This window comes from Rudanella lutea DSM 19387, assembly GCF_000383955.1.
GTDB classification, from domain to species: domain Bacteria; phylum Bacteroidota; class Bacteroidia; order Cytophagales; family Spirosomataceae; genus Rudanella; species Rudanella lutea.
The window spans coordinates 1,695,109-1,718,989 of sequence record NZ_KB913013.1; the positions used below are offsets into that span (position 1 = coordinate 1,695,109).

Here is a 23,881-nt window from a genome sequence, read left to right on the forward strand (position 1 = left end):
TTACCCAACTTGGCACGACACTTGAAATGAATAAGACACCGGACGAAAACCTCGTTCGCAGTTTCATTCGTTTGCTATTATGGATCGCGCCTTACCTAAACGTTTCTGGACCCAACAGCGCCTGGCAATGGCCGCGGGGGGTACGTTGTTGCTCGGACTACTCGCCTACACTCTACTCTTTGCCGATCACCGCTCCCGGCTGAACGTCGACCGGCAAAAACTGACCGTCTCCGCTGTTTCGACGGGTTCGTTTGAAGAGTTTATTGTCGTAACGGGCGTTGTACAACCGCTTAAAACCATCCGGCTCGACGCCATCGAAGGCGGCTACGTGACCGAGAAGCTGGTTGAGGGCGGGGTGCAGGTAAGCAAGGGGCAGGTACTGCTCAAATTGGAAAATCAGAACCTTAAACTGAGTTTTCTGCAATCCGAAACGGAAGCGAACCGACTGGTCAACGAACTGCAAAACACCCGGCAACGGCTGCGTGTAGAGCGGTTTGCCCTCCGCAAAACCCTGGCCGACCTCGACGCTCAGATTGAGCAGGCCAAAGACACCTACGACCGGCAGACTAAGTTAATCAAAGACAAGGTAGTATCGGAAGAGGATTTCCTGAAAGCCAAGCGTGCTTACGAGCGGCTGCTGAAACAGCGGGAAATTGAGGCCGAGTCGCAGCGGTATCAGGAAGAAAACGCCAAACTCCAGATTCAGCAACTGGAAGGTACCCTCAACCGGACACAACGCAACGTGACCCTCTGGCAACAAACGCTCGATAACCTGGTGGTGAAGGCGCCCGTATCGGGCCAATTGTCGAGTATCGACGTGGAGGTGGGTAGCAACATCAACCGGGGGCAGAACATCGGTCAGATCGACGACCTGAACGGGTTCAAGATGCGCGTCGGGGTCGATGAGCACTACATCAGCCGGGTGTACGCCGGCCTGAACGGCTCATTTGAGTTCAACGGCCAAACATACCCGCTCACCATCAGCCGGGTGTACCCGGAGGTGCGCAACGGTCGGTTCGAAATTGACATGACGTTTGTGAAAGAGGCCAACAAAGGCGGGTTGCCGCAGGGCATCAAGCGGGGGCAATCGTCGCCGATCCGGCTGGAGCTGGGCAAAGCTGCCAAAGCGACCTTATTGCCGGTGGGGGGCTTTTTCTCCGACACGGGCGGCAACTGGGTCTATGTGCTCGATAATACGGGTAAGCGGGCGAGCAAGCGCACCATCACCCTCGGCCGCAAGAATCCTGAGTACTATGAAGTACTGGAAGGTCTCCAACCCGGCGAGCAGGTGATTACAAGCAGCTACGAGAACTTCGGCGATAACGAGGTGTTGGAGTTTTAGGAAAATTGGTACGCAGAGATGCACTGAGGGAAAAGAGATACGCAGAGAACCACTAAAACCTCTCTGTGAATCTCCTTTATTCTCTGCGAATCTCTGTGTAATAAACCAGTGAATCAACCAAAAAATCATGATCCAAACCATCAACCTACAAAAACTCTTCGCGACGGAAGAGGTAGAAACCACGGCCCTCAACGGGATTACGATGGATGTGCGCGACGGGGAGTTCGTCGCCATTATGGGGCCGTCGGGTTGCGGCAAGTCGACCCTGCTCAACATTCTGGGCCTGCTCGACAACCCCACCGATGGGGAGTACAATTTCTACGGAACCCCCGTAGCCCGCATGACCGAGCGGCAGCGGGCCCAGCTCCGCAAGGGCTCTATCGGGTTTGTATTTCAGAGCTTTAACCTGATCGACGAGCTGACCGTGTACGAGAACGTGGAGCTACCACTGCTCTACCTCAAAACCCCCGCCGACGAGCGTAAAGTCCGGGTAGAAGAAGCCCTCACCCGCATGAACATCATGCACCGGCGCAATCACTTTCCGCAGCAACTTTCGGGCGGGCAACAGCAACGCACGGCCATTGCCCGCGCCGTGGTGGCCCGCCCCAAACTGATTCTGGCCGACGAACCTACCGGTAACCTCGACTCGACCAACGGCGAAGAAGTGATGAAGCTACTGAGCGAATTGAACGACGAAGGCACCACGATTATCATGGTAACCCACTCCCCCTACGACGCAGGGTTTGCCCACCGGATTGTGAACCTGTTCGACGGCCGGGTGGTGACCGAAAATTTCCACGTGTAGGACTACAAAAACCCGTTCAGATCCAGATTCAGGACTTCGGAGAAGGCGGTTTCGGTGGTGAGGCCGCCATCGCCCAGCCGGTAACGGAGCCATCGACCGGTTCGATAGTCATACAGGAATCCCTCCCGAATACCATACAGTTCATCATCAATGAGTTGTATGATTTTTCGTAAATCCCCTTTTAGTCCGTCAGTGTGACAAACTTCGATGATAACGGGTGTCTGTGCGGCTTCATTATCGCGGAGTAGAAGGTCTGGGACCTGGCTGGCTTTACCCTGATCGAGCATCGTTTCAGGTAGTGGCTCCAACCGAATGCATTGCTCCCGATAATACAAGACCCCCAAACCAACCGTCAGCCTGGCAATTACACGCTGATGCTCAATGGGCGCCCAAACGCCAAGGTCTTCGTGAGCAAACGTCGGTTGCGTTGTAGATGGGAAATACATAAGACATCGCTTTTTACAAACTTAACTAACTCCAGTATGTTCCACAACTTCCTCAAAATCGCCTGCCGCACTCTGTGGCGTAGCCGGGGGTATGCCGCTATTCACATGCTGGGGTTAGCCGTGGCGTTTTGCATCAGCCTGTTCCTGACCCTGATTGCCTATCAGCAACTTACTTTCGATTCGTTTCACGCCGACAGTGACCGGATTTATCAGACCTACCTGTTTGCCAACGACCCCGAAAAGCCGCTCAGAACCGGAGCCATGCCCATGCCCGTTGTACCGGCCCTCAAGGCTGATTTTCCGGAGGCAGAGGCCGTTACCCGCGTGATGACCGGCCGCAAGAGCCTGGTCGAGTCGGAGGGTACGTATTACGAAAAGCTTATCAATTATACCGACGCCGACTTTCTAAACGTGTTTTCGTTCCCGCTGCGGGCGGGTCACCGGGCCTCGGCCCTGCGCGACCCCGGCAGTGTGGTCATCAGCGAAAACATGGCGCAGGATGTGTTCGGAACGGCCAACCCGATTGGGAAGCGCCTGCGCCTTGGACAGGATGGCCAACTAACCGACTTTACGGTAACGGGCGTTTTGGCCGATGCCCCCACCAACTCAACCATTCAGTACGACGCCCTGGTTCGGATTGAGCGCTCGCCCAATTACGCGGCCCGCCTGAACAACTGGAACGACGGCGGACCAATGGTTTTCGTGAAGCTACCGGCTCATGTCGACAAGGCCAGCTTTGAGGCCCGGCTGAAACCGTTCTCGCTGAAGTATTTTACCACCCGACTCGACGACCTGATTCAGAAAAAGGCCCAACCCGATGACCGGGGCGATAAGCTGGCGATTCGGCTGCAACCACTCCGCGATGTGCACTTCAACCGCGAAATCAACGACGGCAAAGGCACGCCTATCGCCATTGTTTACGTGTTGCTGGGGCTGGCGTTTTTTATCCTGCTTATTGCCTGCATCAACTTCATCAACCTGAGCATTGCCCGCTCAGTGACGCGGGCGCGAGAGGTGGGCGTTCGGAAATCGCTCGGTGCGCCTTCTCGGAGCTTATTTGCGCAGTTGTGGGGCGAATCGGCGTTGTTGTGCGGGCTCGGTTTCGTAGCTGGTCTGACGCTCGCCGTCATACTCCTGCCAACATTCAATGCCACATTTGGGGCGCACCTAACGCTTGCTCAGGCCTACCAGCCTGGTTTTATTGGCCTGATTCTGGCCCTTTTTCTGCTCGTAACGCTCATGGCGGGCGGCTACCCAGCCTGGCAAATGACCCGGCTCCAAACCGTTCAGGTACTTAAAGGCAACCTCGCAACCGGCCGACCAAGCCGCCTGCGCAACGCCCTGCTCATCACTCAGTTTACGCTCTCATGCCTGCTCACCTGTTGTACCCTGATTGCCTTTGAACAGGTCGATTTTCTGCGTCAAATGCCGCTTGGTTTCGACAAAGAGCAGGTTATCAGCATCCCGGTAGGAACACAGGTCGACGGGCGGCAGGTGCTCGGGCGGCTACGTCAGGTACTGGCCCACGACCCCACAATTCTGTCGCTGACAGGAGCGAGCGTAAATTTGGGCAAAGGTAAAGACCGGGTCACCTCGCGGACTACGTTTGGGTTTACCAGCAACGGCAAAGATATTGTCTCGGATGTACTGTTTGTCGATTACGACTACCTCCAGACCTTACGCATCAAACCCACGGCCGGCCGCGATTTTAGCCGGACCTTTGCCACCGACTCTGCCAACCGGGTAGTCATTACCGAGAGCATGGCCCGGTTGCTGGGCAAGCCCAATCCGGTGGGAATGCTACTCGGCGACGATGCCGACACCACCGGCAACAAAGCGCAGATTATCGGCGTGGTGCCCGACTTTCAGCTGTACTCAGTAGCCGACGAAACGCGCCCTATCACACTCTATCTGTCCAACAGCCAGCCACTGCATTATATTTTTGTTCGGGTGTTGCCCCAACACCTACCGGTCGCGATGGACAAGCTAAAGGCAACCTGGGCGACGGTAGCCCCGCAGTCGCCGTTTATGGGCTCCTTTCTGGACGAGAACGTAGACGCCTGGTACCAGAACGAGACCGTTTTTTCGCAGGTTCTGAGTCTGGCGTCGGGGATTGCCGTGGTCTTGTCGTGCATCGGTTTGTTTGCCATTGCGTTGCTGACGGTTGAGCAGCGAACCAAGGAAATAGGCATTCGCAAGGTGATGGGAGCTACCGTTCCCGGTATTGTTCTGTTGCTCTCGCGGCATTTCATCCGGCTGGCGCTCATGGGCCTTTGTTTAGCCGTTCCCATCGCGTGGTTTGGCATGCATCAGTGGCTCGACAAGTACGCGTACCGGATCGAAATCAGCCCGTGGCTCTTCGTGACAGTCGGCATGGGTGCCTTATTGATTACCCTTGTCACGGTTAGCTACCAAAGCATTCGGGCCGCCCTCATGAACCCTGCCAAATCACTAAAAACGGAGTAAAGGAGAAAGGAGGAGAGGAAACGCAAGCGCGGCCATTCCTTCCACCCTTCTGCCTTCCTCCCTTCTGCCTTCCTCCGTTTCTCCCTTTCATCCCATGTTAACAAACTATCTGAAAATCGCCTGGCGGAATCTGATGCGCCACAAGGGTATCTCGGCCATCAACCTGGTAGGGCTGGCTCTTGGCCTGGCTACCTGCCTGCTCATCAGCCTGTTTGTATTCGATGAACTGAGCTACGACCGGTTCAACACCAAAGCGGACCGGATTGTGCGGGTCATTTTCCGGGCCTCGATCAACAACGAGAAAATTCGGGAGGCCACCGTGATGCCCCCCGTGGCCCAGACCCTCAAAGCCGAATACCCGGAGGTGCTCGAAGCCACCCGGATTCGGGATGCCGGTACGCCCGTTGTGGCCTATGCCGACAAAGCGTTTCGGGAGGAGAATATCGCCTATGTGGATTCCAATTTTTTCGAGGTGTTTACGCTGCCCTTCCGGCAGGGCAACCCCCAAACGGCCCTCAACGCGCCCAACACGGCTGTGATTACGACCACCCTGGCGCAGAAATACTTCGGTACCACCAACCCCATGGGTAAGGTGCTCACGTTTAAGGGCTGGAACCGTGCCTTTCGGGTTACGGGCGTGATAGAACCCATACCAACCAACGCCCATTTTCATTTCGATATGCTCGCTTCCATGGCGGGCCTCGACGAAGCCCGGGAGCCAACCTGGATGGCCAGCAATTTCTTTACCTACCTCGTACTACCTGAAGGGTACGACCATCACCAATTGGAAGCCAAACTCCCGCAGGTGATCGAAAAATACATGGGCCCGCAACTCAAACAGTCTATGGGTATGAGCCTGAGTCAGTTCCGGCAAAAAGGCAATGAGGTCGGGCTGTTTCTGCAACCCCTCACCGACATTCACCTGCGGTCCGACATCCCGTTTGACCTTGAGCCGGGCAGCGATATCCGGTATGTGTACATGTTCGGGGCTATTGCGCTCTTTATGCTGCTTATTGCCTGCATCAACTTCATGAATCTGAGCACAGCGGGGTCGTCGAAGCGAGCGCGGGAGGTGGGTATTCGCAAGGTGATGGGCTCTCTGAAGCAGGAATTGGTCGGCCAGTTTTTGTGCGAATCGATTCTGCTGACGCTGCTGGCGCTATCGCTCGGGCTGGTGTTAGCCTACGCGGCCCTGCCCTATTTCAACAGCCTCTCGGGCAAAACATTAACGCTTTCGTTTCAATCGGTTCCCTGGCTGGTGCCGGGTCTGCTGGTGTTCGGGCTGCTGGTGGGCTTGCTGGCGGGCAGCTATCCGGCCTTTTTTCTGTCGGCATTTCGGCCGGTCAACGTACTGAAGGGTGGTTCGTCAGCCGGCAAATTGGCGGGGGGTAGCCAAAGCATCGGATTGCGCCGGGGGCTGGTTGTATTTCAGTTTTTTGTTTCTATCTGCCTCATCATGTGCACCACGGTGGTGTACCAACAACTTCAGTTTATCCAGCACAAAAAGCTCGGTTACGACAAAGAGCAGGTGCTGGTTATGCGCGAAACGTGGCGACTGGGGGCCAAAGAAGAACAGTTTCGGCAGGCACTTCTGCGCGATGCCCGCGTGACCAACGCAACCGTATCGGGGTATGTACCTGCGGGGCCTTCCAACTCCAACAACTTCACGGTGTACCCCGACAACAGCCCCATGCAACTGTTCAAAACGCTGGCCTACGAGGTCGATGAGCGGTACATCCCGACATTGGGGATGCAGATTCGGCAGGGGCGCAACTTTTCGCGGGCGTTCGGTACCGACTCAACGGCCGTTATTCTGAACCAAACGGCCGCCCGGGTGCTGGGCTGGGGCGACGCAGCGCTTGGTCATACGCTTTCGCGCACCGACCACAACGGCCGCAAAGCCACGTACCACGTGATCGGTATTGTCAACGATTTTCATTTCCGGTCGCTACACGAGCCCATTTCGCCCTTAGTGATGCTCTACGGACACAATGGCGGCTCGGTGATTGCCAAGGTTAAAACCCCGGAGGTTACCGCCCTGCTCGCCAGTCTGCAAAAACAGTGGACGGCCTACGGCACCGAAGCGCCCTTTCTGTACACTTTTCTGAACGAAAGCTATAACAACACCTACCGCGCCGAGCAAAAAACCGGTCAGATTCTGGGCCTGTTTGCGGGGCTGACCATTTTTGTGGCCTGTCTGGGTCTGTTTGGGCTGGCCATGTTTACCGCTGAGCAGCGTACGAAGGAAATCGGTGTGCGGAAGGTGCTTGGAGCGTCGGTACTCGGCATTGTGGCCCTGCTCTCGCGCGACTTTCTCAAGCTCGTGGCCATCGCCATTCTGCTGGCTTCGCCGGTGGCCTGGTGGGCCATGCAGCACTGGCTACAGGGATTTGCCTACAAAATCGACATGAGTATCGGGGTCTTTGTGGGGGCGGGCGGCCTGGCCATCCTCATCGCTCTGCTCACCGTCAGCTACCAAAGCATCAGGGCTGCCCGAGTAAACCCGGTGAAGAGTTTGCGAAGTGAGTAAAAAGGGGGAAGAGTCACCTCACCGTCGAATATGCCGAAATATTTGTTTGAAGGGAATTTGAATATGCGTTACAGGATCTTCAATAATTCCTTCGGTAAATGTCCGCTGTTTTCCGTCGGGAGTACGGATAAGTATGGTTTGTACTAACGGCATCACGATCCAAACCGACTGTACACCCGAGGGGAAGTAGATCGTATTCATTTTATCAGTTATCTCTTTCATCCCCTGTTTGGGTGAAAGAACTTCCACAGCAATGATAGGCGGCTCAGTCAGAAAAATAATGTCGCTGTCCCAATCTTCGGGTAGGTTATGAAACACAGCCACATCAGGCTTAACGGGTTTGCCATTCAGCTTCAGTTCCAGTTCGGGGAAGGTATCGTACACTTCGTCATACTGCTCAAAATGAACGCTGATACGCTGAATGGTTCGTGAGTGATTTACAGACATAATGTCTTCAGAAATGAACTCCTCAATTGTATCGACCGAATTAGCTTCCATAACCGAACGAGATTTTTTCAAAGATACCCAAAAACCAGTCAACAAATGCTAACGAATTACCTCAAAATCGCCCTCCGCAACCTGCGAAAACAGCCCGGCTTAACGTTCATCAACGTCTTTGGGCTGGCTCTGGGACTGGCCTGTTGCCTGCTTATTATGCTCTATGTGACCGACGAGCTGAGCTACGACCGGTTTCACGCCAAAGCCGACCGCATCTACCGGTTGGGCATTGATGTTAAATTCAACGGGATTGATGCTCAGATGGCCACCGTTCCCGATCCGCTCGGCCCCACGCTGAAACAGGATTACCCGCAGGTTGAGCAGTTTGTGCGCCTGCATCCGCAGGGAACGTGGCAAGTGAAACGACCCGAATCGGCAGTAGCTATCCGTGAGCAGAATGTTCTCTTTGCCGACTCCACAGTATTCGATGTTTTTACGCTGCCGCTCTTATCGGGCAACCCCAAAAAGGCGCTGAGTCAGGCCAATACGATCGTCATCAGTGAGACAGCAGCCCGGCGGCACTTCGGCAATGCTGACCCCGTGGGCAAAACGCTTAGCCTCGACAACCGACTGACGTTTACGATCACGGGCGTGATGCGCGACCTGCCCTCAAACAGCCATTTCAAAGCCGATTTTCTGGTCACCATGCTCAGTGATGGATCACCCGTTGGTGAGTGGCTGGGCAACAACTACTACACTTACATTGTGTTGAAGGAAGGGCGCTCCGGCGAACCGGCCAACCCCGATACCTTCGTTAAAAACCTCGAAGCCGTCACAAAGAAATACGTTGGTCCTCAGCTGCAGAGTGTACTGGGGCTGTCGCTGGCGAAACTCCGGGCGGGTGGCAACCAGCTTCGGTACACCATGATGCCCATGACCGACATTCATCTGCGCTCCAAACATCAAAATGAGCTACTCCCCAGTGGCGACATTCAGTACATCTATATCTTCTCGGCCGTAGCCCTGTTTATCCTGCTCATCGCCTGCATCAACTTCATGAACCTGGCTACGGCCCGCTCGGCCAAACGCGCGCGCGAAGTGGGTGTCAGAAAAGTGCTGGGTTCGGAGCGGGGGCAGTTGGTGAGTCAGTTCATGGCCGAGTCGGTACTCACCACGGTGCTGGCTATGGGACTGGCCCTGCTGCTAGTGAGCCTCGCGTTGCCGCTGTTCAACAGGCTGGCCGCTAAAGAAATTGGTTTGGGGCAGTTGCTAAGCCCGCACTGGCTACTCGCGCTAACGGTGTTCCCGATAGTGGTAGGCCTGCTGGCCGGTAGTTACCCCGCTTTTTTCCTGTCGGGTTTCCGACCCATCAGCGTACTCAAAGGCGGCATACCCACCATTGGGAAGGATGGGTTTCAGCTGGGCAAATTGAGTCTGCGGAGTGGTCTGGTGGTGTTTCAGTTCATGATGTCGGTGGCGCTCATGGTAAGCACTATTGTCGTGTACCGGCAAATCACCTACATACAGACCAAAAACCTCGGCTTTCAACGCGATCAGGTCCTGATTATCAACGATACCTACGCGCTGGATAGACAGACCGAAGCCTTTCGGCAGGAGGTTCTGAAATTACCGGGCGTGGTGAGCGGGTCGGTGTCGGGCTACCTGCCTACACCCTCTAACCGCTCCAACACGATATTTTTCGTGGAAGGTGAGGTAAATAAAAACAAAGGGGTGACGATGCAAAACTGGGGTGTAGACCACGACTACATCAAAACGCTGGGTATGCAGATGGTGGCTGGGCGCGATTTTGCACGAACGTTTGGCACCGACTCGCTGGGCATCATTTTGAACGAAACAGCCGCCAAACTCTTTGGCGGGCCAAGTGTGCTGGGCAAACGCATTGTCCGGCTCAACGACGCTTCGCTGGGGACCCAAAAGGTGTACACGGTGATTGGCATTGTGAAGAATTTCCACTACGAATCGCTCCGCTCCACCATCGGTGCCGTATCGCTCTCCCTCGACCGAAACACAGGTGCCACCACGTTCCGGCTGCACGATGCGAATATCTCCACGCTGGTGAGTCAGATTGAAGCCAAATGGAAGCAAATGACCCCCGGTATGCCGTTCAACTACGAGTTCATGAACGCGAGTTTCGAGCAGACGTACCGCGCCGAGCAACGTGTTGCCACGCTCGCCCTGACGTTTGCGGGCCTGGCTATTTTCATCGCCTGCCTCGGTCTGTTCGGGCTGGCAACCTTTACCGCTGAGCAGCGTACCAAAGAAATCGGCGTGCGAAAAGTACTCGGAGCCAGCGTTACCAGCATCGTGGCGCTGCTGTCGAAAGACTTTCTCAAACTGGTGCTGATTGCCATTATTATGGCCTCGCCCGTGGCCTGGTACGTCATGGACCGCTGGCTGCAGGATTTCGCCTACAAAGTCGACATCGAGTGGTGGGTATTTGCCGGGGCGGGTGTGTTGGCGGTAGGCATTGCGCTTTTGACGGTGAGTTTCCAGAGTATCAAAGCGGCACTTGTCAATCCGGTGAAATCACTAAAAACGGAGTAAAGGAGGAAGGAGTAAAGGGAGAAAGGAAACGCAGGCGCGGCCATCCCCTTCTCCCTTTACTCACCTTCCCCCCTCTCCTCCCTCTCCTCCTATTATGTTAAAATCCTACTTCTTGCTCGCGTGGCGAAACCTGCTCGCCAACAAACTGACTTCCACCATCAACATGGTGGGACTGTCTATTGCGGTGGCGTGTAGCATCACGGTGTTTCTGGTGCTGAGAAACTTCTGGACACTCGATGATTTCCATGTCAATGGCGACCGGATATACATGCTCGAGTATGTACAGAAACATCAGGACGAAACCCGCACCTTCGGCGATGCCCCCGCGCTCATGGCCGACGCGCTCAAAACAGACTTCCCACAGGTGAAGCAAACCGTGCGGATCAAGCGCGAAAATGTGACGGTCTATCGGAACGAGAGCGTCATTGGCGAGATGATTACCTATACCGACACTACCTTCTTCGATGTCTTTACGTTTCCGCTCGCACAGGGCAGCCCGGCCGCCCTCCGCGATCCGTCGGCCCTGATTCTGAGTGACGACATGGCCCGGAAATACTTTCCCGGTCAGAATCCTATTGGGCAACCGTTCACCGTTCTAACCGGTAACCGTGAACAGAAACAGTTTGTGGTGCGGGGAGTAGCCGCGAAGTTCCCGGATAATATCGGTTTCAAATTCACGCTGCTGACAGGTTACCACCCCGTTCATGCCGCCCTGAAAAATCAGGACTGGAGCAGTCATATCAATGGAGTTTTTGTGGAGTTGCATCCGCAGGCTACCATCGCTACGCTGGCCGGGCAGATGAAACCCTATGTGGCCCGTTACAACGCCCGCAACCCCGACAAGCCCATCGAGTCGTTTGTGTTCGACAACCTCCGGCACCCACCCGCCGATGCCTACGACGTGTATCGCCGACCCGCCGAAGCCAACCACCCGCTCATCTCGTTGGTATTTGTAGCTATTGCGCTGGTCATGATGGCCATTTCGTGCGTCAACTACGTCAACATTTCGCTGGGGGGCGTTACGCGTCGGCTCAAAGAAATCGGGATGCGGAAGGTGCTGGGCAGCACCCGGCAGCAACTGATTGGGCAGTTCATGGTCGAAAACCTGCTGCTGTGTGCGTTCGCGCTGGCGTTCGGGCTGGTGATCACCGAACTGTTCCTGATTCCCCTGTTCAACGACCTGATGACCATGACGATCTCGCTGACATTTAGCCAAAACATGGGGCTTTGGGGATTTCTGGCCGGTTTGCTGGTGTTTACGGCGGTGGTTTCGGGAGCCTATCCGGCCCTGTATGTGTCGGCGTTTCGGCCCACGGTGGTCTTTGCCGGCAAGCTGAAGTTCAGCGACCGGCGTACTGTGGCGCGAGTGTTGCTGGTGGGGCAGTTCGCGCTGGCGTTCATTGCCGTCATCATCGGCGTAGCCTTCACCCACGCAGGCAAACAGTGGCAGAACATGGGCTGGGGCTACACGCCCGACAACACGCTGGTGCTGCGCCTGACCGACAGCACGCAGTACACCATCCTGAAAAACGAGTTAGGCCAACTACCCAACGTGCAGGCTGTGTCGGGGGCGGGCACCCACGTGGGCGAGTCGATGAACATTCAGTCGGTTTGGATTGGTGGCGAGGAGAAGCGGTCGCTGGTGTTCGATGTTGGGCCCGACTACCCGCAAACACTCGGTCTGAAGCTGGCGCAGGGCCGGTTTTTCGATGCCCAACGCCGGGCCGAAAACGCGCAGTCGGTGCTGGTGAATCAGACGTTTGTGGATCGACATGGCCTCAAACAACCCGTTGTGGGTCAGACCCTGCGGCTCGACAGTCAGTTGGTGACCGTGGCCGGCGTGGTACAGAATTTCAAGTGGTTTGGCGCAGGTTCAGAACGCCCGGCTATATTCAGAACCACCCCCGAGCCCCGTTTCACGTACCTGATCGCCGAATTTGAATCGGGTAGCGGGGCGCAGGTGGCCGCAGCCGTGGAGCGCATTTGGAAGGCAAACGTGCCAACCATGACCCCGTCCTGGTTTTATCAGAAAGACGTCTTCGAACACTTCAACACGACGACTGGCAGGCTCTCGGCGGGGTTCGGGGTGCTGTCGGCACTGGCGTTGCTGATTGCCTGCATGGGGTTGTATGGGCTGTCCACACAGCATTTTGTGCGTCGGATCAAGGAAGTAAGCGTCCGCAAAGTGCTGGGGGCCACGGTCTCGCAGGTCATTTTTCTGGTAAACCGGGAATTCATCACGCTGTTGCTGGTGGCTGGTGTGCTGGCCAACGTCGTGTGTTTTAGCGGAATCCAGTTGCTGTTAGCACAAACCCAGCAATTTACGGGTGGTTTGCGGTTGGGCTTATCACCCTACGCGGTGTCGAATCTGGTGGTGTTACTCACAGCGGCCATAGCCGTGAGTGTGCAGAGCTGGAAAATAGCCCACGTAAAATTGGCCGAGTCATTGAAAAATCCGGAATAGCCCAGCAACACACGTTCGGATGAACGTACCCGTTTGGGGGCTTTCAGAGTATTAAGGTGGGAAGGGAAAAAGGAGAAAGGATACGCAAGCGCGGCCATCCCCTTCTCCCTTCTCCCTTTTTCCTTCACTCCCTCCGAATTGCCTCAACCGGGTCGAGACGGGCGGCCCGCATAGCGGGGTACGTACCAAACACAATGCCGATAAACATGGCTACAACCAGGATCACCAGAAATGTAGTGGGTGTGTAGGCCGCCTGGAACGGCACTTCGGTAAACGCCTTGATCACCGGAACAAAGGCGAGCGTAGCGCCTATACCCAGGGCCAGACCAAGCAAGCTGCCCAGGGTCGAGATGGTGATAGATTCCGATAGAAACTGCCACAGAATGTCGCGCTTTTTGGCCCCCAACGCCTTGCGCACCCCGATCTCAACGGTGCGCTCGGTTACCGAAATGAGCAGCACGTTCATCACCCCAATACCCCCCACCAGCACCGATATACCCACAATAAGCCCCATTACGAGCCGGAACAGCAGAAACCCCCTGGCGGCCTGTTCCACCCGCTGTTCATTGGTGGCCACCGAAAAGTCGTCGATACCGTTGGGCATCTTCGTTTTGAGCCACGTTTCGACCTCGGTTTTCAGGGCGGGTACATCTTCGACCCGGTCAGCTTCGATGACACACATGGGCGGGGAAGCCTTCAGAATGCTGTCGGACAAGAGGGTAATCGGTATCATCAACTGCCCTGCTTTGGCGTCTTTATCAGCCGTAACCCCCAGCACGGTGAGCACCTTACCACCGTACACCACTTGCTTACCCACCGCCGACTGCTCGGGCTGTTTGCCCACGAGCTGCCGGGCAAGGTGCGGGTTGATAAAAGCCACCGGCTGGGCTGCGGTCAGTTCGGCCTGGTTAAACGCCCGGCCATGTTGCAGGCGCATATCAGGGTGCAACGGCAGGCTTGTTCCGAGCACAACAGCTCCTATGGGCCGGTTTCCGGCCGGGCTGCGTAACTCCTGACTTTGCCGCCAGATCAGGTACGCCGTAGCCGGCCGGGTCAGCGACGCCCGCAGGCTATCGAAGCGACCGGGACGCAGGTAGGCAAACGCTGTTTTACGTACCTCCACCCCGTTGACCTGCTTAAACGGCCGCGGGTTTACCCCAATGGCTTTGATGGAGGTCGTTTTGGTGATCTGCTCACGGGCATACTGCTCCATTCCATCGATTAAGGACAGAATAGCCACCAAAGCCGCCACCCCGATCACAATCCCCAGAATCGACAGAACCGTGTGAAAAAACCGGCCACGAATGTTTTGCAGGGCCGTAGCGAACGAAACGAGAATCTTTTTCATCGGGAAAGCTACCCATTTGGGATGAGCGCCAGACAAGGTAAGCCCGCTCCATAGGCCTTTCCAAACGCTATTTGACAAACGGCAATGAGTCGGGCAGGCTATCGGCAAACAGCCCGTTTTTAACGCTGTAGCGACATTGTATACTAAAACAGCAACAAAAGACAATTAACAAAATACAAACCTGAGCAGTTTGTATATCAGGCGTTGCATAATGCCATTTATCTTTAAACAGTACGTCATGAAATCAATGCAAGCATTAGCGTTTGGCTCCCTGCTGGGGCTGGCGGTTTTGGGGTTCTCCTGTAAGGACGATGATGATACGGCCACACCCGTCAACAATATCGACACCTTCGGAGCCACACTCAACGGGGCGCAGGAAGTACCGGCTGTGAGCACCACGGCAACAGGTAACTACACAGGTCGCTTCGACAAAAACTCCAAGGTTCTGAGCTACACCGTCACCTACCAGGGGCTGACACCCACCATGGGGCATATTCACTCGGTAACGGCCGCAACCGCCGAAGGCAACAACGGCCCTGTTAGCATTCCGTTCGGCAACGTTCTGACATCACCCATCACCGGGCAAACCACTCTTACGCAAACGCAGCAGGATGAGATGTACGCCAACCGGACGTACGCCAACCTGCACACAACCCGTGCTCCGGGAGGAGAAATTCGCGGAAATATTCGCAAGACCAACTAAGGCTGACTCAAAACGAACAACAGCGGGGAGGTTCCATCTGGAGCCTCCCCGCTGTGTTTTAATGCAGGCTAGATTTTGTTACTGCAACTTAGCCAGCCACAGCGAAGCATTGATGTGCAGAGCCGGGTGCGAAGTGTAGCCAGAAGGGGCATCGCCCGACCAGCCATTGAACAGCGTATCGTTGGTATCGCCCGTGCCATCGTCGGCCGGTGAGCTGTCGCCAACAAACACGATCCGGCCACTGCCGTAGGTTGACAGCAACGCCATCACCCCCGTGGTGCCGTTCAGCGTACTACCCATGCGCCAGAAAAGCCCCTGCACCGTAGCGTTGTTGGTTGGGTATAATGTAGCCGACGTACCGGCGTAAAAAGCCAGTTTAGAAGCGGTTCCGGCCACGCCGTTCAGCACTTTCTGAGCATTGGTATTTGTACCGGTATAGACTTTGGTCGTGGGTTGTTCGTCAATGTCGATGTAATCGACCCGGAAACCAAACGGATTATTGTTGTTAATGCCGTTGTTGGTCATCAAATCATTCAGAACCCGGGGCGAGTCGGCCCCGTCGCCATCGCGGTCGGAGGGCAGGTACCCGTTGGGGTCGGTACCCGTGAGCGAAGGTGCCGTATGATCCGCAATGAGCATGAGGCCACCGCCATTGGCCACAAAATTCATAATGGCCGTTTTCTCCGAAGCCGTGAAGAGCCGGTTCGGCTCCACCACCACGTACACATCGTAATTGCTCAAATCCTGCGCATTGGCGGTGTTTCCGTACGTAATAGCCGTACCAGCGGGCAGCGTTTCGACCAGATTACCGCGCTTCACCAGCTCAACGGCCCAGGCCGAAATACCGCCTTTCCAATACGTTTCGGAGGTGCTGGCCGTAATGCCCGTGTACGAGGGCGTTGGGTACCGCTGCGCTTTGCTCTCGACTGTGGTACCGCCGGTGTATGTCGGTACACTTTCGGTTCCGTCGGCATCAATCAACCAGTCAGCATTGCCCGCATTTTCGTACTTACTCGCGTCAAACAGAAACTTTTTACCCGTTGGTGTGGGCGTGCCGCCCCCCGCATAATCGTTTACAACAATATCGTCAATATTGATCCGGTTGGTTGCGCCCGTCAGTTTTCGGATTTCGAGCCGCACCGTACCCGACACGTTCAGCGTAAATGTCTGCGTTTGCAGCGTCGTGGTGGTAGTCACGTTCGATCCCGTTTGGGTCCAGGTACTGCCGCTATTGGTTGAGTACCAAAGTCCCCACTGACTGGCGGCATCGGTGCCGTACGTGGCGTGTTTGACCGTCACGGTGCTGATGCCCGAGGCTGTGTTGAACAACATCGTGATCTTGCCCGTATTTCGGATTCGGGCCGACCAGCTACCCGCCCGCCGGTCGCCACTCAGATTCCCGATCAGGGCGTCGTATAGATTCCACGATCCCGACGGTAAGGTTACGTTGTCGCCACTGGCCGAACCGGTGGGGCTAATGTCGTACGAGCCTTTGGGGCTGGTAGTGCCAACTTCAAAGCCCTCGGTCAGCGATACGGCCAGCAGCTTGGCTGACCCCGCCGACGGTGTGGGCTGAAGGGTTGGCGTAAGCCCATCGAATGAGTGACATCCCACCAGTAAAACGCCCAGCACAGTTGTGACCAGCACCCGTGCCTTTAGGTTAACGAATTGCATAAAAGTTGATTTGAGAGGTTTCGGCATCTAAAATCGCCTTTTCTACCTAAATATGCAGCAAATGACATATTATTCTTTTGTTACCACCCTGTTTGTAGCATACATTTTGGTAACTAATCGAAAGCCGACGCACGTAACGGGGAGTTAGTTCCTGTACCATCCCAACAGTGTCCGGGGCCGAACGTACAACGTCCGCAAACGGACATATAGCCAAACCGCCCAGAAATAACAAACTAACAATCAGCAATTTACTTTTTTCGGCACACCGTTTGGTCGTTTATTGGGCAGGAATAGCCGCTACCCATTTCTGGCCACGACCATGCTCAAAAACTACCTCAAGATTGCCGTTCGGAACCTGTGGAAACACAAGCTGTTTTCGCTCATCAATGTGTTTGGGCTGGCTTCGGGGCTGACGGTTTGCCTGCTGGCCATTGCCCACATCCGGGGCGCGTTTACGTACGACTCCTTTCATTCGAACCGCGACCGCACGTACCGGATTCTGACCGATGTGGTGTCGCAAACCAATGACATGCATCCCTACGCCACCTCGCCCATGCCCCTGGCTGAGGTGCTTAAGCGCGACTACCCCTTTGTGGAAGCAGCCACACGGGTAGTACGCACCTACGGCGACGTATCGGGCAATGGGCGGGTACTGTCGCTGATTACCTTCGCGGTCGATCCCGGCTTTTTTAGGCTTTTTAGCTACCCGCTCGCGCAGGGTCGGCCGGCCACCGAACCCGGCACCGCCGTGGTGACCCGCCAAACCGCCGAACGATTTTTCGGAACAGCCGATCCGATTGGCAAAACCCTGCAACAGGGCGATACCGGCCCGATGCTGATTACGGGTGTGCTGGCCGAGAACCCGGCCCCGTCGCACCTCCGGTTCGATATGCTGGTTTCGCTCGCTCCCTCAGCCCAAACCAAACTACCGGGTGTTTTTTACGACTGGCGCGAGTACCACAACGGCTACACTTACGTGCTGCTGAAACCGGGCACCCGCCCCGAACAACTCGACAACGTGCTGCCTTCGCTCGCCCGGCGGGTTACGCAGGGGCTGGCGTTTGCGCACGAAAAAGGCTACAGCTTCCGCACACAGGCGCTCACCCGCCTGTCGCCCTCGCGGCAAGACCTGATGTTTACCACCTACGAACCCCAAATTGGCGGGCTCCTGGCCGAGCTGGGCATTGGGCTGATTACCCTGCTGATGGCCGGTTTCAATTACATCAACCTGACGCTGGCCCGTTCGCTCGGCCGCGCCCGCGAGGTAGGCATCCGGAAAGTGGCCGGGGCTCTGCGCTGGCAGGTGCAGGCGCAATTCATGGCCGAATCGGTGGTGCTGGCCCTGCTGGCTCTCGGGCTCGCAGTGGGCATGCTCGAACTGGTCCGGCCCATGGCCTTTGTGCAGCAATGGATGCTCGGCAGTATGGCCTGGGACGCTCCGTTGTGGGCCATGTGCCTCGGCTTCAGCATCGTGGCCGGCCTGTTGGCCGGGCTGATACCGGCCCGGGTGCTGTCGGGGTTTGAGCCCGCGCAGGTGCTACGCAGCCAAACCGGCCTCCGGGTATTACGGGGGCTCTCGTTGCGCAAATCGCTGATTGTAACTCAGTTTACCATCTCGCTCGTGGCCATGATTACACTCATGACCCTCATGCGGCAAATGAACTACATGGCTACGGCCGATTATGGTTTCCGACGGACCAACGTACTCACCATTCCGCTCGCCGACCTCCCCGCCGATCGGCTGGCCCAAAAAGTTGAGCAGTTGGCGGGCGTAGAAAGCGTAGGCGTTACCTCAGACCTGTTTGGTGCTCACGGCGACACGCGCATGGCCCGTCGGCAACGCAACGCCCCCGACTCAACACCCGCCTTTACATTTGCCGTAGGCCGTCAGTTTCTGCAAACCCTCCAACTCAAACTGGTAGCCGGTACCGACCCGTTCTCGTCCGTAGCCGACACGAGTAGCCATCGAGTGGTGATCAACGAAGAGGCCGTGCGAAAACTCCGGCTCGGGAGCCCCGCCGAGGCCGTTGGGCAAACCTTCTGGTTCGACGGGGCCGAGCTACAGGTGGCCGGGGTCGTGAAGGATTTTCGGTTTACGAGTTTTGCCTGGGCCATTATGCCGCTCGTACTGCGCCACCAACCGGGTGGGCTTCGGTACCTTAACGTAGCCGTAGCCGACGGGGCTACCGACAACGTCCGGGCGGAGGTGGCTCAAATCTGGAAAGCCCTCAAACCCTACGACCCATTTGCCGGAATCTGGTACGACGATCACCTGCGCGAACGCCATACCCATGCCGACGATACTGATTTTATGGGTTTGCTGGTGGGGCTGGCTTTTTCAATTGCCTGCCTGGGCCTGCTGGGTATGGTTACGTACTCTACCCAAACCCGCACGAAGGAAGTAGGCATCCGAAAGGTGATGGGCGCCGAGGTGGGACAAATTGTCTGGCTCCTGTCGCGGGGATTTGTGTGGCTGCTGCTGCTGGCTGCGGCTATTGCCCTGCCGCTCGGTTTTCTGGCGGGTCACGCCATTCTGTTTCATTTTGCGTACCACGTTTCTATTGGGCTCGAAACGCTCGGAGCCTGCTTTGGAGTGCTGCTACTGCTGGGTAGCCTCACAATCAGTTTCCAGACCTACCGGGCTGCCCTCGCCGACCCCGTCAAATCGATTCAAACCGACTAACCGACTTCTCTTTTTCTCCGATCACCATGTTCCGCAACTATCTCAAAATCGCTTTCCGGACGCTTACCAAACACAAAACCCATTCGCTCATCAACCTGATTGGGCTGTCGGTAGCGTTTGCCTCGGCTACGCTGCTTTTTATGACGGCGTGGTTTGAGTGGAGTTATGACCGGTTTCATGCCGACTCCGAGCGGATTTACCGGCTCTACATTCAGGAGTCGTCGGGCGAGTCGACAAGCATTATGCCCTACCCGCTCACGCCTGCCCTCCAAACCGAACTAAACGACGCCGAGGCCGTAACGCGGTTTATGTGGTCGCAAACCGAATTTGTGGGCGAGAAACGGGTAGCCAAAGACATCCGGTTTGTGGATCCGGCCGTTTTCAAGACCTTTTCGTTTCCGTTCATTCAGGGCGATCCCAACACGGCCCTGAACGAATTGAGCAGCATGGTACTAACCGAAGACATGGCGCAGGACCTCTTCGGCAACGAGAACCCGCTGGGCAAAACCCTCCGTACCGATGGCCTCAACATGGGCCGCGATTTTGTGGTGACGGGCGTGATTGCCAACCCGCGTACCAACTCTTCGTTTCAGTTTGATGCGCTGGTGCGGCCTGAGGTACGCGCCGACTATCAACCCAACAAGGCCGAGTGGGGTAATCGAAACCACGAAATTTTTGTCAAGCTCAAGCCCGGCATCGACGCGCAAACGGCCGAACGGCGGCTGAGTGCGTTGAGCCAGAAATACTGGCAGGCCGATATTGCCGAAGCCAAGCGCCGGGGCGACAAACCCGACGAGCGGGGCGAGTACATCAGCCTGCGTTTACAACCCCTCACCGATATTCATTTCGACACCAAAGGCGTGATGGGCGGGGGAATCAGCCGCACGTACGTGTATGCGCTGGCGCTCATCGGATTGTTTATTCTGCTGATTGCGGGCATCAACTACGTAAATCTGTCGCTGGCCCGGTCGGTAACGCGGGCGCGGGAGGTGGGCGTTCGGAAATCACTGGGCGCACAACCGGGGCAACTGCTGGGGCAGTTCTGGGCCGAGTCGTTGGTGGTGTGTGTGCTGGCGCTGGGTATCGGGTTCGGATTGGTACTTTGGCTGCGTCCATCGTTCAACCGGTTGTTTGGCACCCGGCTCAGTACCGACCTCCTGTTTCAGCCCGGTACGCTCATAGCCATCGGGTTGGGCTTTGGCCTGATCAGCCTGCTTACGGGTGGCTACCCAGCCTGGCTGATGGCTCGTTTCGAAGCCGTTACGGTGCTCAAAGGCAAGCTCAAAGGACCCAAAGCGGGCGGGTTACGCAGCGTCCTGATTGTGGCTCAGTTTGCCCTGGCGAGCCTGCTCATCACCTGCACTCTCCTGATTGGGCAGCAGCTCCGGTTCCTGCGCGAACGGCCGCTCGGCTTCAACGAAGAACAGGTGATTAGTTTGCCCCTCCGCAATCAGGACAATCTGGATGGAAACCGGGCCGTGCGGCTCCTGCGCGACCGGCTCCGCAACAATCCCGACGTGGTGAGCATATCGGGTACAGCCAGTAACGTTGGCGAAGGGATGGACGGCAACATGTCGCGGAGTATGAGCGGCTGGACGCACAACAATCGCGAGGTACAAACGGACTGGCTCCGGGTCGATTTCGACTACCTCAAAACGTTGGACATGACCCTGCTGGCGGGCCGCGATTTCAGCCCCGCGTTTAGCACCGATACGGCCTCGGCGGTTATTATCACCCAAAGTATGGCCAAACAGCTGGGCGAGAAGAACCCCGTGGGCGTCTTTATCCACCCCGACACGACCGGCCCGAAATACCAGGTTGTCGGCGTCATTCCCGACTTTAACCTGTATTCGCTGCGACAAAAAGCTACGCCCATCACCATGCACCTCGACGCATCAACGGAGCTGTCGTATGCACTCATCCGAACCACACCGGGCGGTATGATCCGGGTAATGGATCAGCTGAAAGGCCTCTGGCGCGAAATGGCCCCGACGGCCGCATTTCAGGCCTCGTTTGTGAACGAAAATACCAACCGCTGGTACGTGCGCGAAGAACGGTTTGCCACTATTTTTCAGCTGGCAGCCGGACTGACCATTTTGCTGTCGTGCATGGGTCTGTTTGCGATTGCGCTGCTGTCAATTGAGCAACGCACCAAAGAGATTGGCGTGCGAAAAGTGCTGGGGGCGTCGGTGCCGGGGCTGGTGGCGCTCATCAGCAAGGATTTTCTGAAACTGGTCTTGATTGCGGTGGTGATTGCCGCGCCCGTGGCCTGGTACGCCATGAACGCCTGGTTGCAGGACTTCGCCTACAAAATCGATATTGAGTGGTGGGTATTTGCCGGGGCGGGGCTGCTCGCGTTGGTTATTGCGTTTGTCACGGTGAGTTTCCAGAGCGTAAAAGCCGCCCTGATGAACCCGGTAAAGAGCCTCCGGGCGGAGTAACACTTACCGAAAGAGCTGACTGAAAGGCACTTCGATGCCAGTGGCTGGGTCGTGCACCACCCCGTCGGTGTACGTTTTTTTCTGCCCGTCGGGTGTTCTAACCTGAACCATCTGGAGCGGGGGTACAATAATCCAAACCGACTGCACACCCGCCGGAAAATAAACCGTATTGACCTTGGTGGTTATATCGGTAGTAGCTTGCTTCGGCGACTGAATTTCGATGGCGATGATCGGCGGTTGGGTGTAGAAAATGATGTCGTTTTCCCAATCCTCGGCTCGTTTGGGGAACACGCTCACATCCGGCTTACACTTACCCGTGGATAATTCGAGTTCAAGCTCAGGCAGAATATCATAGTCAGTATCATAGCGGTCGAGAGCTACGCTTAACCGGTGCATGATTTTAGAATGATTGTAGGACATGATATCTTCTGAGTGAAACTCTTCGATCAGATCAAACACGGGCGTTTCCATAACAAAAGGCGTTTGTACCAAAGATAACGCAACAAGGTAAACGATTCGCTACCAGCACACCAAAATTACCCGGTACAAGGTGCATCCAAACAGCAATTGGGGGCTAATAATCTCCCGGTTTGGATGCCCCGGCTTTTCTAGGCAACTTGCCGGCGTTCCGGTTTTTAGTTTTTAGTTTTTGGTTTATTGTCTTTGGTTTATTGTTCCTGGCGGCCGACCTTTCGGTTCATCGTTCATCGCTCATCCCTCTCCTTCCTATGAAACTCGCGTACCTCCCCCTGCTGCTGGGTTTACTCGCTCCAGCGGGGCATTCACCAATTCCCTTGCTTACACCGGTGCCGACGGCTACCCGACCCGCGCCCGTGCTGCAAACCGGTGCCGATCAGGTGAGCCGCTACCTGCCTTATCTGAAAGGCAAACGCATCGGGATGGTCGTCAATCAAACGTCGATTATCGGCAACAAACCGAGCGTCGATAGTCTGGTGAGTCTGGGCGTAAACGTGGTATCAATTTTCGGGCCCGAACACGGCTTCCGGGGCAACGCCAGCAACGGCGCCAAGGTCGACGATAGCGTTGACCCCAAAACCGGGATTCCGATTATTTCGCTGTACGGCAAAAACAAGAAACCATCCAAAGAGCAGCTAGACAAAATCGACCTGCTGGTGTACGACATTCAGGACGTGGGGTGCCGGTTTTACACCTACATCAACACCCTCGACCATGTGATGGAGGCCTGCGCCGAAAACGGCAAAGAACTGCTTATTCTGGACCGGCCCAATCCCAACGGCTACCTCGTCGACGGGCCCATGCTGGAAGACCACCTGCACTCGGGGATCGGGATGCACCGCATACCCATTGCGCACGGCATGACCATCGGCGAGTTTGCCCGGATGATCAACGGCGAAGGCTGGCTACCCAACAAGATGCAGTGCAAGCTAAACATCATTAAGGTAGCCAATTACACGCACGACACGCCCTACGTGCTGCCGGTAGCACCCTCGCCCAACCTCAACACGCCCCAGTCGATTCTGCTGTACCCGAGCGTTTGTCTGTTCGAAGGCACCATTATCAGTCAGGGGCGGGGCACCTACATTCCGTTTACGGTACTGGGCGCACCGGCGCTCAAGGGGCAGTACTCGTTTTCGTTCAAGCCGGTGAGCATCAAGGGCATGAAAGAGGCTCCATTGCATCAGGATACCGAATGCTACGGCCTCGATCTGCGGCAATACGACACGGCCCAACTACGCCGGTCGAAACAACTGAACCTGCAATGGCTCATGGAACTGTACAAAGCCTACCCCGACAAAGCCCGGTTTTTCGACATGAGCCAAAGCCGCGAGATCGGCAACTTCGACAAGCTGGCCGGCACCGAAAACCTGAAAAAACAGATCATTGCCGGGACGCCCGAAGCCGAAATCCGAAAAAGCTGGGAGCCGGGTCTGTCAGCCTACAAAGCCATGCGCAAGAAATACCTGCTGTATCCGTAGGGTTTAGTCCCTATCCAC

At 56.1% G+C, this 23,881-nt stretch carries 15 protein-coding genes; 10 read left to right on the top strand and 5 right to left on the bottom strand.

Annotated elements, in window-relative coordinates; translation table 11 throughout:
- Positions 1–79 precede the first annotated feature (79 nt).
- Together RUDLU_RS0107025 and RUDLU_RS0107030 are read left to right on the top strand one after the other, a co-directional pair.
- Positions 80–1,342: an efflux RND transporter periplasmic adaptor subunit gene (locus RUDLU_RS0107025; protein ID WP_027302846.1), complete on the top strand. Its 1,263-nt coding sequence runs from the start codon at positions 80–82 to the stop codon at positions 1,340–1,342.
- 127 nt (positions 1,343–1,469) lie between these two features.
- Complete coding sequence (locus RUDLU_RS0107030) at positions 1,470–2,147, top strand: ABC transporter ATP-binding protein (RefSeq protein WP_019987654.1); 678 nt, start codon at positions 1,470–1,472, stop codon at positions 2,145–2,147.
- A gap of 2 nt (positions 2,148–2,149) precedes the next feature.
- Here RUDLU_RS0107030 and RUDLU_RS0107035 read toward each other — a convergent pair whose 3' ends face one another.
- Positions 2,150–2,593 carry a hypothetical protein gene (locus RUDLU_RS0107035; RefSeq protein ID WP_019987655.1) on the bottom strand — a complete coding sequence of 148 codons (444 nt, stop codon included), beginning with the start codon at positions 2,591–2,593 and terminating at the stop codon, positions 2,150–2,152.
- Between the two features lie 36 nt (positions 2,594–2,629).
- Here RUDLU_RS0107035 and RUDLU_RS0107040 point away from each other — a divergent pair, with 36 nt between their 5' ends.
- Positions 2,630–5,059 (top strand): ABC transporter permease, encoded by a 2,430-nt coding sequence (locus RUDLU_RS0107040; RefSeq protein WP_019987656.1) that lies wholly within the window; start codon positions 2,630–2,632, stop codon positions 5,057–5,059.
- Between the two features lie 94 nt (positions 5,060–5,153).
- Entirely contained in the window at positions 5,154–7,589 is a 2,436-nt protein-coding gene (locus RUDLU_RS0107045; RefSeq protein ID WP_019987657.1) for an ABC transporter permease, read from the top strand.
- An 18-nt stretch (positions 7,590–7,607) separates the two neighbouring features.
- Here the strand turns inward: RUDLU_RS0107045 and RUDLU_RS0107050 are convergent, their stop codons facing one another.
- Entirely contained in the window at positions 7,608–8,087 is a 480-nt protein-coding gene (locus RUDLU_RS0107050) for a Uma2 family endonuclease (protein ID WP_019987658.1), read from the bottom strand.
- A 45-nt stretch (positions 8,088–8,132) separates the two neighbouring features.
- On the opposite strand from RUDLU_RS0107050, the gene RUDLU_RS0107055 reads away from it, so the two are divergent.
- The gene (locus RUDLU_RS0107055; protein ID WP_019987659.1) at positions 8,133–10,592 is read left to right on the top strand and encodes an ABC transporter permease; all 2,460 of its coding nucleotides are present in this window, start codon (positions 8,133–8,135) and stop codon (positions 10,590–10,592) included.
- A gap of 94 nt (positions 10,593–10,686) precedes the next feature.
- Entirely contained in the window at positions 10,687–13,056 is a 2,370-nt protein-coding gene (locus tag RUDLU_RS0107060; protein WP_083940529.1) for an ABC transporter permease, read from the top strand.
- Between the two features lie 124 nt (positions 13,057–13,180).
- On the opposite strand, the gene RUDLU_RS0107065 is transcribed toward RUDLU_RS0107060, so the two are convergent.
- Positions 13,181–14,404 carry an ABC transporter permease gene (locus RUDLU_RS0107065; protein WP_019987661.1) on the bottom strand — a complete coding sequence of 408 codons (1,224 nt, stop codon included), beginning with the start codon at positions 14,402–14,404 and terminating at the stop codon, positions 13,181–13,183.
- A 238-nt stretch (positions 14,405–14,642) separates the two neighbouring features.
- Here RUDLU_RS0107065 and RUDLU_RS0107070 point away from each other — a divergent pair, with 238 nt between their 5' ends.
- Positions 14,643–15,107, top strand: coding sequence for a CHRD domain-containing protein (locus RUDLU_RS0107070; protein WP_027302847.1), 465 nt, complete (start codon positions 14,643–14,645; stop codon positions 15,105–15,107).
- 78 nt (positions 15,108–15,185) lie between these two features.
- Here the strand turns inward: RUDLU_RS0107070 and RUDLU_RS0107075 are convergent, their stop codons facing one another.
- Positions 15,186–16,781, bottom strand: a complete 1,596-nt coding sequence (locus RUDLU_RS0107075; RefSeq protein WP_019987663.1) for a hypothetical protein — start codon at positions 16,779–16,781, stop codon at positions 15,186–15,188.
- A gap of 319 nt (positions 16,782–17,100) precedes the next feature.
- On the opposite strand from RUDLU_RS0107075, the gene RUDLU_RS0107080 reads away from it, so the two are divergent.
- Positions 17,101–19,464: an ABC transporter permease gene (locus RUDLU_RS0107080; RefSeq protein ID WP_019987664.1), complete on the top strand. Its 2,364-nt coding sequence runs from the start codon at positions 17,101–17,103 to the stop codon at positions 19,462–19,464.
- A 26-nt stretch (positions 19,465–19,490) separates the two neighbouring features.
- Entirely contained in the window at positions 19,491–21,905 is a 2,415-nt protein-coding gene (locus RUDLU_RS0107085; protein WP_019987665.1) for an ABC transporter permease, read from the top strand.
- A gap of 3 nt (positions 21,906–21,908) precedes the next feature.
- Here the strand turns inward: RUDLU_RS0107085 and RUDLU_RS0107090 are convergent, their stop codons facing one another.
- Positions 21,909–22,376, bottom strand: coding sequence for a Uma2 family endonuclease (locus RUDLU_RS0107090; protein ID WP_019987666.1), 468 nt, complete (start codon positions 22,374–22,376; stop codon positions 21,909–21,911).
- A 257-nt stretch (positions 22,377–22,633) separates the two neighbouring features.
- On the opposite strand from RUDLU_RS0107090, the gene RUDLU_RS0107095 reads away from it, so the two are divergent.
- The gene (locus RUDLU_RS0107095) at positions 22,634–23,863 is read left to right on the top strand and encodes an exo-beta-N-acetylmuramidase NamZ family protein (RefSeq protein ID WP_027302848.1); all 1,230 of its coding nucleotides are present in this window, start codon (positions 22,634–22,636) and stop codon (positions 23,861–23,863) included.
- The last annotated feature ends 18 nt before the right edge of the window (positions 23,864–23,881 follow it).